Source organism: Thiosocius teredinicola (assembly GCF_002009425.1).
Taxonomy (GTDB): Bacteria; Pseudomonadota; Gammaproteobacteria; order Chromatiales; family Chromatiaceae; genus Thiosocius; species Thiosocius teredinicola.
Genome location: NZ_CP019936.1, coordinates 2,483,521 through 2,496,174 on the forward strand (window position 1 = coordinate 2,483,521; position 12,654 = coordinate 2,496,174).

Sequence of the window (12,654 nt, forward strand, 5' to 3'; positions counted from 1 at the left end):
TCATTGGATCCTAGCTAAACTTCTTCAACCCTGGATTCGTGCCGGCTGGTCGTCTTTCGATCATACACGCGCGCCGGATGCCGACCGTTCCATACCGGCGAGCCGTTCAGGTGACGAACATGCCCCTACCGCTGACTACTTGTCTGCAAAAAAGACCAGACGCAGCCATTGCTTAATGGACCGCTGGACCGAACGCCAAAAACTTATCACTTCTCGTTAGGCTCTTGCCGGAACTGCAAGTGTCGAACCGCGTCGAATTCTGCAAGAAAGGGATGACCAACCATGACGTCACGATCCGATATTATCGATGGAACGCAAGCAATGGGTCGAAAATATGGCCTCATCTACACCAAAAAGTGCGGCTGGATAGACTTGGGGCATGCCAATCCAGAAAGCGCGGCTGATTAATGGAATCGAATCAAGCTGGAAAGCCCTGAAGCAGCCAAAAGAGCCGAACACTTCAGGGTGTCTTACAAACAGATGATGGGGCGGAAGAACTTCAAACTGGGTGTACGCAAGACATATAAAATCAAAGCAGGCTTAGGAATTGACGAAAAGAAATCTGTTGCATTATCGATTTTCCTTGGCGTATCGCATACGTTCGAGTCGATGCAGTCCAGCTGGCCTTTCAGACTTGTAACCAACAGCGGGTATAGCGCTGAAGACCTGTTGTCCAATCTCCTTGGATTTTATCGGGCGGTGAATCCGAGTATAAATTATCTGATGATCTGCGAACCTGTCAGCAAGAGCGACGCACTCAAGATATGGGATAAATATGGACCCGTTGGCGACAACAAAAACTACGAGCCTGCTCCTTATCTCTATCCGATACCTCCTGCATCAGGGGGGCCAATGTGTGGCACGCTGCCTCGCGCCCTGAGCACTATCCAGCCCGCCAAGCCCGGCACTCTTTTTGAAGAGGTGCGATAGCATGACAAAAATTTGGCTGTCGGTTGTCGTGTTAATTATCGCGCTGACCGGCTTCTCTTATATAGCCTACTTGAGCTTTTCCGAGCACAGAGAGTATGGCAAGAATAGCGTCGAGTTCTATGTGCTTACGCCGAAAGAGTTAGGCTTGATATCAGAGCTGTGCAAGACTGAACCCTCGTTCTCGTATAGCGCATCTGACGGGCCGAAGCCCGCTATTGCAGTTATGACCTGCGAGCTAGCGCCCGAAGAGGTTCATGGTTTCCTGGAGAAATCTGAGTTCGAAAAGCAATCGGCTGTTTCTTACCGACGCGACGATATTGAAATGAACATATCGTCAACTGAACACGGCACGATCGAATCTATCGCTCTCTTAGACTATCTGAAAGATTGATTGATCGAATTCTGATGCCGATATTGGGCCTCTTCCCCAGTAACCGAGCAACAGTACTCCACAGGCATGTCTCTTAGCAAGCAACTGTTCACAACACTGGTCGCCGCGCTGTCAGGCAACCGACCCGCCGAAGACATTACCGATCAGTTGTGGCCGTCGAGCTCCTCTCCTGACTGGCTCGATAGTGCCTACCCCACACTGAGCCTTCTCGACCAGTTGGAACGGGGTGCGTCAATTGCGAGTTCGCTCGAATACGGTGCCGACGCGATCATAGTGCGCAGCACGCTGGTTGAGCTATGTGGGTACCTTCAACTGGACCTCAAGCTGCCCTGGATCGCGCCTCGCTGTGCCGCAAGTCACGACACCGACGACCACCTGGCGGCGTACGCATCGTTGCTGAACGCACAAGGATGGGATTTACTCTACGCCGCCGACGGCGAGGCGCGTTTACTGCTGATGACCCGACAGCCCGATGCACTGCGAATCGCAAAGCTGTTGACGGCGATCGGCCCTTTGGTATTTTGCTCGGCACTGGCCGACCATCCCAGCGATTTCGCGAGTCGGTATTACGAGATCATCGACAGGCAGAATCCCGAACCCCGTATTGCCATCGCATCGGCCCTACCCAACAGCGATGATGCCGACGCCGGTTCGCCATTCGTGCCTTATCGCAAAGGCGATTGCTGGGCAATTTCGGATCGACAAGGGAGATTACTCACACCGCTCACCAGCGACTGGGATATTGTAACTTCGCCAACCCGGCTTTCCGACGATTGCTGGATTGCCGAGATCCTGTCCGGTGAGCTGCGAGGCTGGATTCAGTGGTCAAACGGAACAGTCGACATCGTTGCCCCGCAATTCTCGGAAACGGGCATTGTTGATATCGAACTGGCCCGCGACGTCGGGGCAAACATCTATCCCCATCTCCTACCGGTTCGTGAACCCCATGGCCGCCAATGGGGCTACGCAAACCTGGACGGTTCCCTCGCGATCGATTTCGTCCATCGTGAGGCCGGTGCGTTTGTCGGCGGCTCTTCCACGGTTGCCACCGCTACCCGCCGAGGTAGCCTTCGGCGCGGCTTGATCAACGCGTCCGGCGATTGGCTCACCGACGGCAGCTTCAGCCATATCGAATTGCCCACCTGTGGACTTCGCCAGGTAAGCGCCCATGTTCACGGCACCGGCACACGTTACGGATATCTCGACCAGGCAGGATCGGTCGCCCTCGACCTTCAATACTACGATGCCCAGCCATTCAGTCATGAACTGGCACTCGTCACGCAGACTGCCAAACGTACCTCCGGCCAATGTGCGGTCATCGACACAAGCGGCAAACCCATCCTCGCCGAACTCGACGACGCCCTCCCTGCACAAGCGACCTTCATTGCGATCAAGGTCGGCGGGAAATGGGGCGTTGTCGATCACCGTGGAAATCCGATGATCAAACCCAAATACAGCGGCGCGGTGAATCTCGGTAGCGGCCGGGTCGCCCTCAAACGCGGTGGCTGGCAGGTATTCGCACCCTCAGAATCCGCCGACAAACCGCTATCAGATTGGAAGTTCGATCATGTAAGCGAGCGAGGCTATGTCGACGAACGCTGCGCAGTAACCGCCGGCGATGTCTTTCACATCGATATGCAAGCAAATCCGCGAACCCCGGTAGGCATTTCGGACGTACTCGAAAACTATTCTGCCGAACGTTGTCGCATCATGCGATACGCGGACGGTCTCAGCGGTTATATAGATCCTGAAGGCAATACCGTTATCGATCGTAAATATCAAAGCGGTAGCGACTTCTCCGCCGACTGCCGACTCGCCATCGTCTATCAATGCAGAGAGCCGCGGTCTGGCGGGTTCATCGATCGTTCCGGTAACGAGTTCTGGGAGGATTAGACAGCGCAGGTTCCATTGCTGTCGAGCAGCGAATTGAGAGGCTCGATCCAACAATTGTGATTCGTGCACTATGTCATCAAACATAGTCATCGAGGTAGCACTGTTACAGTGCCCGATGGCTCGGCCCCCCGTTTTTTACACACTTTACCCAAGGGCTGGGAGTAGGACCGGCGCAATGTCATACTGAGAAATATTATGATCTATCAAAAGATACTGCTGGTCACAACGCTTTGGGCTTTGTCTTTAACGTCGCACTCGGAACAGATAAACGCGGATTCTGTTGAACGCAAGAACGCTACTGAATCATTTCTTACGCAAAGAAACATTCCGGTGAATCCTCACCTCCCTTACGTGGAATCCATTCGGAATGCGAAGCTACAAAACGCAGAGGATGTCGCGAAGCGCGTAATCGTGCTGTATCACGTCGCCTCCGTCGGATTTGGCATCGAACCAGAGGTGGCCATTGAGTTCCTGGAGAAAAACAACCTATGGGACTCGGCGAGTCCGGAAGAGCGCGCATTTCTCGAAACAAGCAACCCGACCAAACAGCAGCTGGTCAATGCCACATGGCGGGTAGAATCGATATGGGTACTACTTTGGGCTTTAGGGGACGTCGACGATCTCGATTTTCCTACCCGCCAAATTAGCGCCGACGAAATACATAGACGAATTCCGAGCGCCGCAGACACTGCTCGGTTCATTGCTGAGTCAAAACTGCGCAGCGCCGAACAGATCCTTGATGCAACAGATATGATCTATCGGATTCATTGGGCGGTGCGCGACGCACAGTTGAAAGGTCAAGAGACCCCTGGCGGCGTTGATGCAGGAGTCGTCCTTGAACGCCACTATTCTCTGAATTGGTTAACGTTGTATGCCGAAGAATGGGACGATGTTACGACAGACACGTAACAAGACACTCAAGCGATTGAATCGAGTATGTCATCACCTGCGTCGTTGTGCTTATCCCTGTTCTAAACGAGTTCTGCCACCACAATACTCGATAGCTTTAGTTCAATATAACCAACGCCGCGCCCCGCGGCTCATGCATGGAAGAGATGAGGAGATTGATCATGAAAGCAGCACTTGCAGGTTCGAGGCCGCAAGTCATGACAGCGGGCAAGGGCTACGGCGCTGGCATTCGGTGCATGTGCCAACATAGATGAGCATTGGATTGCGTGCCCGCACCTGAGGGGCATCCGGTTGAGATCCAACTAGCCCTTTTTAGGGTGTGCCACACCAGGTGATGGACGTTGGGCTTGTACGATCTTCCTGCCCTGAGCGGGAGACCAATCGGCCCTTGGCATACAAATATGTTGCAACAAGCGCAAAGACTCGCGTGAAACTGAACATTGCTGGAACCAAATGACGACACCCTGCAAAATCATATTTCTTGGCGACGATGCTCGGATCGAGCTTTTGAGCGATGCGAATGCAGAACAGATCATGACAGAAGTAACGGTTGTCACTCCAAGCGCTAATGCCGAGGCATCCGAAATCTCCAAGCTAGCGATGGATGCCGATCACGGCGTTGTTGTGATCAATGCATCCGTGGATATTGCGCCTAGCATTCGGGAGCATGTGTTTCTCGCTCGACAGGCGGATGTCCCCAGCCTTTCAATCATGTTCACAAAGCTGTCTTGGTTGGAGGGTGTGAACGATGCCGATGCCTTTGTGGAACTCGCCGAACTGGAAGTTCGCGAAATTTTCAATGAGTACGGAATGAATGGAGAGGACGCTCTGGTATTTCATGATGCCAACATCCGCTCGTTTCCGAAGATGTACTCTAATGGCATCGGGCTTGAAGCGGCGCTTTCGAAAATTTCCAGTGTACTCAAACAACGTCCTGGCAGCGGTGGTGATCACGCAGAGGTCTAAGGTGTATTGGGGTTGCTCCGTTGTGTCGAAACTCGGGAGTGGGCTATGGTTTCCGTTTGGCCTCGAAAAGTCGCGACGGATGCAGAATTCGAAGCGATTGGGCTTCGGTCAATAGGATTGCAATTTGATAGAGAAGCTCATCATCCTCGCCGTCTTCTTCCTGCTGGCGGTTGCATTCACGTTCAAGCACCCTTGGATCGATCGGATAGAGCGCATGACGCAACGAAGCTTGTACTGGTTCCAGTTCGGCCCCAAACCCGCGCGCCGCTTATCCATATCGAAAGGTGTACTACGAGCGGCAGGTTATGTGATGTGGCTGATATTCGTCTTGACACTGCTAGCGTTCGTCAACGGCAGTCCACTGGGTGCCGACAGAACCTAGTCAGAACTCAGATGCCTCTGATCTTGGCGATCAGCGGTTGATACGCCGCATTCGGATGCGGCTCACCATTGAGCAACCAAACCTGGAGTTCCGGATCTTGTGCGGTCAGCAACGTATGAAACAGCGCCTGTTCGGCCTGGTCCGCCTGCTCGTAGTGGTCGTCCAGATAACGTTCGAGCACGAAGTCCAGTTCGAGCATGCCACGGCGGCATTGCCAGCGAAGTGAATCCAAGGTGGGTTTGGTATCTGTCATGGCAATCAGAATTGAAACTGTGAACCGGGTGCGGTGTCGGCGGTGATGGCCTGGATGCGCGCCACCTGCTCGTCGGTCAGCTCACTGCGCCAGCGGTTGGCGGCTTTGAGCGGATCGCGGAAGAGGTCGAAATAGCTGCCGTCACCAGCCGATTCCGAAGTGCTCTTCTGCAGAAAGGCCTCGACCTCTTCCGATACCTCGATCTGCGCATGCGCATACATCTTGCGCAAAGCCGCCGCGGGATCGGCGCACATCTCGTCGTAGTTGACCAGCAGGCAGTTTTCCAGGCCTTCGGTGTCGGCGATCATCTTCTCGTTGAACAGCACCCACCACCAGCTCAGGCGTTCGACCTGGTCCGCCGATTCGAAGAATTCAAGCGTCAGGCCGCGCTGCTGCGCGCCGGGCATTGTGGCCAAGGCACCGATCGGCACATTGCCCGGCATTTTGCCAAGCGACTTGCCGCGCAGCTCCGAGCCGACCACCCCGGCCGGATGGCGCATGACCATCACGAAGCGCACATCCGGTCTGGCACGAGCGTACAAACCTGCCCTGCCCCCGGCGATCACCGATTTGCAGACCTGATGGATGCGCCCGGCATCGGTCGTGTTGATCATGTCCGGGATGTGAATGCGGCGCGCGAATTGACGTGTGGCAGAGAACTGCTCAATGCCGCGGGCCGCGAGAAACCACCCACGGTGTACGAACTCGCCGATGCCGTTGCGAAACGCCTTCGGAAAGCTGACCTTGCCGGCATTGGTCTTTACCGTCGACACGCTGAACAGCCGATCGACATACGCGCCGGCGGCCTCCATGTACTGATCGTAGTCGGCCTGGTTGATGATACTGGGGATACGCGTTTCCGGTATCGCGCTATCCGGCTCATGCCGGTACAACACCCACGGATTGGCATCGAACAGCTTTGCCACCCAGGTCGTACCGGACCTGGGCGACCCAATGATAAAGGTACGGGGATACATCATCCGCGAAGGATAACGTGTCGCCGAATCCCGGCATAGATCGAACTGCGATCTGGAGGCCGGAGATTCGGCGTTAGGTCACGGTCGGCCGATCAAACGGCGTTCTTCAGCATCAAATTCTTGATGTGACCGATCGCCTTAGTCGGGTTCAGGCCCTTCGGACAGGCCTCGACGCAGTTCATGATGGTGTGACAGCGGAACAGCTTGTACGGGCCTTCCAGTTCATCGAGGCGTTCGTCGGTCGCCTGATCACGGGTATCCGCCAGGAAGCGCCAGGCGGTCAGCAGGGCCTGCGGGCCATGGAACTTCTCCGGGTTCCACCAGAACGACGGACACGAGGTCGAGCAGCAACCGCACAGGATGCACTCGTACAGGCCATCGAGCTTGTCGCGGTCTTCCGGCGATTGCAGGATCTCCTGCTCCGGCATCGGCTCTTCGCGCACCAGCCACGGCTTGACCGCCTTGTACTGCTGGTAGAACTGGGTCATGTCGACCACCAGGTCGCGGATGATCGGACGACCCGGGAACGGACGGATCTCAACCGGCTCTTTGAGCTCGGAAACCGGCGTGATACAGGCCAGCTTGTTGGTGCCGTTGACGTTGACGCCATCGGAACCGCACACACCCTCGCCGCAGGAATGACGGAAGGCGAACGACTCGTCCAGCTTTTTGATTTCAAGCAGGGCGTCGCGCAGCATCATGCCGCGGGTCACGTCGACATCGAACTCCTGCATGTAGGGCGCGCTGTCGTTGTCGGGGTTAAATCGGGATACCACAAATTTCATTGCGCACGCCTCCTCAGTACACGCGTTCTTTCGGCGGGAAGGTTTCGACGGTCAACGGCTTGGTCCGCACCGGCTTGTAGTCCATGCGATCGTCTTCGCGGAAATACAGGCTGTGCTTCATCCAGTTGGCGTCGTCACGGTCCGGATAGTCGGGACGCGAATGCGCGCCGCGGCTCTCCTTGCGCATCAATGCCGAGTACGCAATGGCGATACCGGAGTCGAACAGGTTTTCAAGTTCCAGGGCCTCGACACGCGCGGTGTTGAAGACCTTCGATTGGTCGTGCAGGCGTACGTCGGGCAGCTTGTCGCGCAGCGCTTTGAGCTTCTCGACGCCCTCGGCCATGATCTCTTCGGTACGGAACACGCCGGCGTGGTCTTCCATCGTCTTGCGGAACTCGTCGCGCAGCTCGCGTACCGAAATGCCGTCGCCGGTCTGATCCCAACGCGTCAGGCGGGCCATCGCGGCTTCGACGCTCGATTCGTTCATCGGGCGATGGTTCTTGTTCTCTTTGAGGTTCTCGATCACATCGAGGCCCGCGGCACGGCCGAACACCAGGATGTCGAGCAAGGAGTTGCCGCCCAGGCGGTTGGCGCCGTGCACCGACACGCAGGCACATTCGCCCGCGGCGTACAGGCCCGGCACGACCTCTTCACCGGTGCCCTGCGGCACGATGACGCGGCCATACGGGTCGGTCGGGATACCTCCCATCACGTAGTGCGCCGTCGGGAATACCGGCAGCGGTTCGTATGCGGCATCGACGCCGGCGAAGATCTTGCCACTCTCACGGATGCCCGGCAGACGCTTGCTGACGATGTCTTCGCCCAGGTGATCGACCTTGAGCAGCACATGATCGCCGTTCGGCCCGCAGCCACGACCTTCCTTCACCTCGGTCACGATCGAACGCGACACCACGTCGCGGCTGGCGAGGTCTTTGGCGTTCGGCGCATAACGCTCCATGAAGCGCTCGCCGTCTTTGTTGACCAGGTAACCACCTTCGCCGCGCACACCTTCGGTGATCAGCATGCCGCGGCCGGCGATGCCGGTCGGGTGGAACTGGAAGAACTCCATGTCCATCAGCGGGATGCCGGCGCGCAGCGCCATCGCCATACCGTCGCCGGTATTGATGTGGGCGTTCGACGTGGTGCGGTACACCTGGCCGCAGCCGCCGGTCGCCAGCACGGTCGACTTGGCCTCGATCAGCAGCGGTTCGCCGGTTTCGATCTCCATGATCAGGGCACCGAGGATCGCGCCTTCGTCGTCCTTGATCAGGTCGATCGCGAAATATTCATCGAAGAAGTGCGTACGCGCGCGCACGTTCTGCTGATACAGCGCATGCAGGATCGCATGCCCGGTACGGTCGGCCGCGGCACAGGTACGTGCGGCCTGGGCGCCACCGAAGTTCTGGCTCTGGCCGCCGAAGGCGCGCTGGTAGATCTTGCCGTTGTCCAGGCGCGAGAACGGCACGCCGTTGTGCTCGAGCTCATAAACGGTCGGGATCGCCTCGCGGCACATGAACTCGATGGCATCCTGGTCGCCCAGGTAGTCGGAACCCTTTACGGTGTCGAACATGTGCCAGTGCCAGTTGTCCGGCAGCACGTTGGCCAGCGCGGCGTTCACACCGCCCTGCGCAGCCACCGTGTGCGAGCGCGTCGGGAAAACCTTCGACACCACCGCCACGCGGGCGTCGGTGTTGGCCAGCTGGATGGCCGCGTTCAGACCGGCGCCGCCGGCACCGATGATCAAAGCATCAAATCGTCTTTTGTTTAAAGCCATTATGTAATCTTCTCTGTCGGTGCCGGTGTCAGGCCAGGCGAACGAGGATCAGTGCCTGCGCGGCCCACAGCCCCATGGCAACCAGAAACAAGGCAACTGCGCCGAGCAGACCGGCGCGAATCGCGATGGGATGGACATAGTCGATGAGCACGTCGCGGATGCCGATCCAGGCGTGCATCAACACGCTCACCACGAACAGCAAGGTGGCGATGCTGACGAACGGGCCGCCCATCCAGGCCTTCCATTCGAAGTAGCTGGCCGGTGCCGAAAACAGGAACATCAGCAGCAGATAGAGTGCGAACAAACCAATGTAGATAGCGGTCAGGCGCTGGATCGCCCAGGCCTTCAACCCCGATGCCTTGCGACTCACAGCACACCTCCGGTCAGGATCAGGCCGAGGATCGGACCGGCGATCACCACCGCCAGCGCCGTCTGGCGTGCCTTCTCTTTATCGACGCCCATGTCGACGTCGATCAGCAGGTATCGAATACCGGCCAGCAGGTGGTGCATCAGCGACCACATCAACAGGAAAACGAAGATCGTCCCGATGAAGCCGTGCACGGATTCATTGGCCGCATCGAAACCGGCGCGGCCGGACAGCGACAGATCCAGCAGGTAGATCAGGTACGGCAGCACCAGGAACATGAAGACCCCGGTGGCACGATGGATGATGGACATAATGCCGCCGATCGGCAGCTTTATCTTGGTGAGATTCAGGTGAACGGGACGTCGTGTTGTCGTAGTCATCTGTCTATATTGTTGGTATGGCCTGATAAAGTAATAGCGTATTTATTTGAGTTGACGGCAGAAATCAATAACTCAACCGGACGGCCGTCCAAGTCAATCTGCTGCGCCGCAACAAAAACGTCGTATTTCCCGACGTTTACGCCCTCTCCCCCGGACGGGTTTCGCCTAACTATTTATTTTTTTAGTGGGCGCTTTCGAGCGACTCGCGGAGAAACCGAAACAACTTCCGGCCCGCACCCGTTGGTTTTCCGGTGTTTTTTTCCCGTGCCGCATCGCGCGCCAACTGCCTGGTGCGCTGGCGATCCAGATCCGGATATTCATTGAAAAGCGCATTCAAGGCTTCGTCGCCCTCGCCGATCAGACGATCGCGCCAGCGTTCGAGCTGGTGGAATTCCTGGTTGATCGCCACCTGCTGCGATTGACGATCATCCAAATATGCGGCGACTTCGGTCAACTCATCGCTATCCATGAACTTCACACAGTGTTTGAGCTGACGGTTGCGCGCGCCCGACGGACGCATCGGGCGCACCAGGTCGATCGCCGCCCGCAGCTGTTCACCGACGCCCAGGCGCTGCAGCTCCTTGTCGCTGAGGCCGGTCATACGTTCAGCCAACACTTGTAGCGCCTCGATCTCGCGTTTGCGCGCCGATTTGCTGGCCCGCCCGCTGTCGAGTTCTTCGTCGCTCATACGGCCACTCCTTCGAGGTATTCAAAGCGTAATTGCAGGCTGACCCTGCCCTGCCATTCGTTTTCGTCCAGCCGGTAAGCGGCGCGCACACGCGCCGGCATCTGCGGCAAGGTCTCGACCGCATTGAATGCAATTGCATCGATCGTCTGCCGGCTGCCCATCGGGCTGACCACCAGCTTCCAGTGTTTCTCGCCGACCACGCGGCTGCTGACCACCTCGAATTCATCGTCGAACATCGGCTCGGGGAATCCCTGACCCCAAGGGCCGCCCTCGATGATCGCCCGCGCAGTCTCGAGATTGAGCGCCGCTTCGTCGACACCGCCATCGGAATGGATCACCGCCTGCAGATCGTCGGCAGCCAGGTGTTCGCGCACCACCGCATCGAAGGTTCGGGTGAAGGCGTCGAACGCCTCTTCATCGATCGTCATGCCGGCAGCCATCGCATGCCCGCCGAACTTCTGCAGCACCCGCGGGTTGCGCACCGCCACCTCGTCGAGCGCATCGCGGATGTGCAGGCCGGGAATCGAACGCGCCGATCCCTTGAGCACGCCGTCGCCCGCCTTGGCGAAGGCGATCACCGGGCGGTGATAGCGCTCCTTGATGCGCGAGGCCAGGATGCCGATCACGCCCTGGTGCCAGTCCTCTTGATACAGACACAGGCCCCACGGCAGCGCATCCGGGTCGTGCGGCGACCAGGCTTCCAGCAATGCCTCGGCCTGATCCTTCATCTCACCTTCGATCTGGCGACGCTCGCGGTTGAGCCGGTCGAGTTCGGCGGCTAACGGTTCGGCCGTCGCCTCGTCGTCGGCCAGCAGGCAGGCAATACCCAGGCTCATATCGTCGATACGCCCGGCGGCATTCAGCCTCGGGCCGACCGCAAACCCCATATCGACCGCCTGTGCCCGCTGCGGATTGCGCCCGGCGACGCGCAGCAGCGCCGTGATGCCGGGGCGGCAGCGACCGGCACGGATACGCATCAGGCCCTGGTGGACCAGCACGCGGTTGTTCTGATCCAGCGGCACGACATCGGCCACGGTGCCGAGCGCGACCAGGTCGAGAAACTCCGCCATGTTCGGCTCGGCGATGCGCCGGCGCTCGAACCACCCGATGTCGCGCAGTCGCCGGCGCAGCCCGAGCATCACGTAGAAGATCACGCCGACACCGGCCAGCGCCTTCGAGGCGAAGCCACAGCCGGGCAGATTCGGATTGACCAGCGCCTTGGCCGCAGGCAGCTCTTCACGGGCCAGGTGGTGGTCGGTCACGACCACGTCCCAGCCCAACGCATTGGCGGTCGCGACGCCGGCTACGCTGGAAACCCCGTTGTCGACCGTGACAATCAGATCGGGTTCGAAACGCCGTGCATGCTCGACGATCTCGGGCGTCAGGCCATAACCGAACTCGAAGCGGTTGGGCACCAGGAAGCTGACCTGGGAATGCCCGAAAGCACGCAGCGCCAGTACCGCCAGCGCGCTGCTGGTCGCGCCATCGGCATCGAAGTCGCCGACAATGAGAATGCGCTTGCCCTGCTCCATCGCTGCGAGCAATTCACTGACCGCGTCATCGAGGCCGTCGAGCGCGTCGGGTGGAATCAGCGCCGACAGCTCGCGTTCGAGCTCGCCAACCTGGTTTACGCCGCGCGAACGGTAGATGCGCCACAGCAGGGGGTCGCATCCGTCAGGAACAGGACCTGTGTCTTCGACGGACCGGTATCTGACGATTTGTTTGCGCATTCAGCAGAGATTGTTGCGATCGCAGGGAGGAAGCACCGCAGGATATCAGGAAGAAGCGCCCGCTGGGGCCGCGAATATGATGCCGGGTTGCGGGCAGAGTCTGAACCCAAGCGACAGCCAAGGCGCACGATATGACGCAGACAACATTTTGCCGGGTCGTTCGGCGTGAACTCGTCACGGGCAACGAGTATGATCGCAGCCTAAGTTGTACCCCTACGCCACTTCAGAG

General features: G+C 58.2%; 14 protein-coding genes. 6 read left to right on the forward strand and 8 right to left on the reverse strand.

Features of this window, described 5'->3' with window-relative positions; translation table 11 throughout:
• Positions 1-465 precede the first annotated feature (465 nt).
• The 6 genes from B1781_RS11900 to B1781_RS11925 all read left to right on the forward strand — a co-directional run bounded on the left by B1781_RS11900 (position 466) and on the right by B1781_RS11925 (position 5,471).
• Positions 466-930, forward strand: a complete 465-nt coding sequence (locus B1781_RS11900) for a hypothetical protein (RefSeq protein WP_125932050.1) — start codon at positions 466-468, stop codon at positions 928-930.
• A 1-nt stretch (position 931) separates the two neighbouring features.
• Positions 932-1,321: a hypothetical protein gene (locus tag B1781_RS11905; RefSeq protein ID WP_078119879.1), complete on the forward strand. Its 390-nt coding sequence runs from the start codon at positions 932-934 to the stop codon at positions 1,319-1,321.
• A gap of 66 nt (positions 1,322-1,387) precedes the next feature.
• Positions 1,388-3,214, forward strand: coding sequence for a WG repeat-containing protein (locus B1781_RS11910; protein WP_078119880.1), 1,827 nt, complete (start codon positions 1,388-1,390; stop codon positions 3,212-3,214).
• A 195-nt stretch (positions 3,215-3,409) separates the two neighbouring features.
• Entirely contained in the window at positions 3,410-4,123 is a 714-nt protein-coding gene (locus B1781_RS11915) for a DUF4272 domain-containing protein (RefSeq protein ID WP_078119881.1), read from the forward strand.
• 453 nt (positions 4,124-4,576) lie between these two features.
• Positions 4,577-5,089 (forward strand): hypothetical protein, encoded by a 513-nt coding sequence (locus B1781_RS11920; protein ID WP_078119882.1) that lies wholly within the window; start codon positions 4,577-4,579, stop codon positions 5,087-5,089.
• A gap of 124 nt (positions 5,090-5,213) precedes the next feature.
• Positions 5,214-5,471, forward strand: coding sequence for a hypothetical protein (locus tag B1781_RS11925; RefSeq protein WP_078119883.1), 258 nt, complete (start codon positions 5,214-5,216; stop codon positions 5,469-5,471).
• Positions 5,472-5,478: 7 nt separating this feature from the next.
• On the opposite strand, the gene B1781_RS11930 is transcribed toward B1781_RS11925, so the two are convergent.
• The 8 genes from B1781_RS11930 to recJ form a co-directional block, all read right to left on the reverse strand.
• Positions 5,479-5,724, reverse strand: a complete 246-nt coding sequence (locus tag B1781_RS11930) for an FAD assembly factor SdhE (protein ID WP_078119884.1) — start codon at positions 5,722-5,724, stop codon at positions 5,479-5,481.
• A 5-nt stretch (positions 5,725-5,729) separates the two neighbouring features.
• Positions 5,730-6,704, reverse strand: coding sequence for a sulfotransferase (locus B1781_RS11935; RefSeq protein WP_078119885.1), 975 nt, complete (start codon positions 6,702-6,704; stop codon positions 5,730-5,732).
• Positions 6,705-6,793: 89 nt separating this feature from the next.
• Complete coding sequence (locus tag B1781_RS11940; RefSeq protein ID WP_078119886.1) at positions 6,794-7,486, reverse strand: succinate dehydrogenase iron-sulfur subunit; 693 nt, start codon at positions 7,484-7,486, stop codon at positions 6,794-6,796.
• Positions 7,487-7,499: 13 nt separating this feature from the next.
• Positions 7,500-9,260, reverse strand: coding sequence for a succinate dehydrogenase flavoprotein subunit (gene sdhA, locus B1781_RS11945; protein ID WP_078119887.1), 1,761 nt, complete (start codon positions 9,258-9,260; stop codon positions 7,500-7,502).
• A gap of 28 nt (positions 9,261-9,288) precedes the next feature.
• A complete protein-coding gene (sdhD, locus tag B1781_RS11950; RefSeq protein ID WP_078119888.1) occupies positions 9,289-9,630 on the reverse strand; it encodes a succinate dehydrogenase, hydrophobic membrane anchor protein in 342 nt (113 codons plus the stop codon).
• A complete protein-coding gene (sdhC, locus tag B1781_RS11955; protein ID WP_078119889.1) occupies positions 9,627-10,007 on the reverse strand; it encodes a succinate dehydrogenase, cytochrome b556 subunit in 381 nt (126 codons plus the stop codon). Before sdhC ends, sdhD begins: the two co-directional genes overlap by 4 nt.
• Before the next feature lie 181 nt (positions 10,008-10,188).
• Positions 10,189-10,695 (reverse strand): ribosome biogenesis factor YjgA, encoded by a 507-nt coding sequence (gene yjgA / locus B1781_RS11960; RefSeq protein ID WP_078119890.1) that lies wholly within the window; start codon positions 10,693-10,695, stop codon positions 10,189-10,191.
• Positions 10,692-12,425 carry a single-stranded-DNA-specific exonuclease RecJ gene (gene recJ / locus B1781_RS11965; protein WP_078119891.1) on the reverse strand — a complete coding sequence of 578 codons (1,734 nt, stop codon included), beginning with the start codon at positions 12,423-12,425 and terminating at the stop codon, positions 10,692-10,694. Before recJ ends, yjgA begins: the two co-directional genes overlap by 4 nt.
• Between the last annotated feature and the right edge of the window lie 229 nt (positions 12,426-12,654).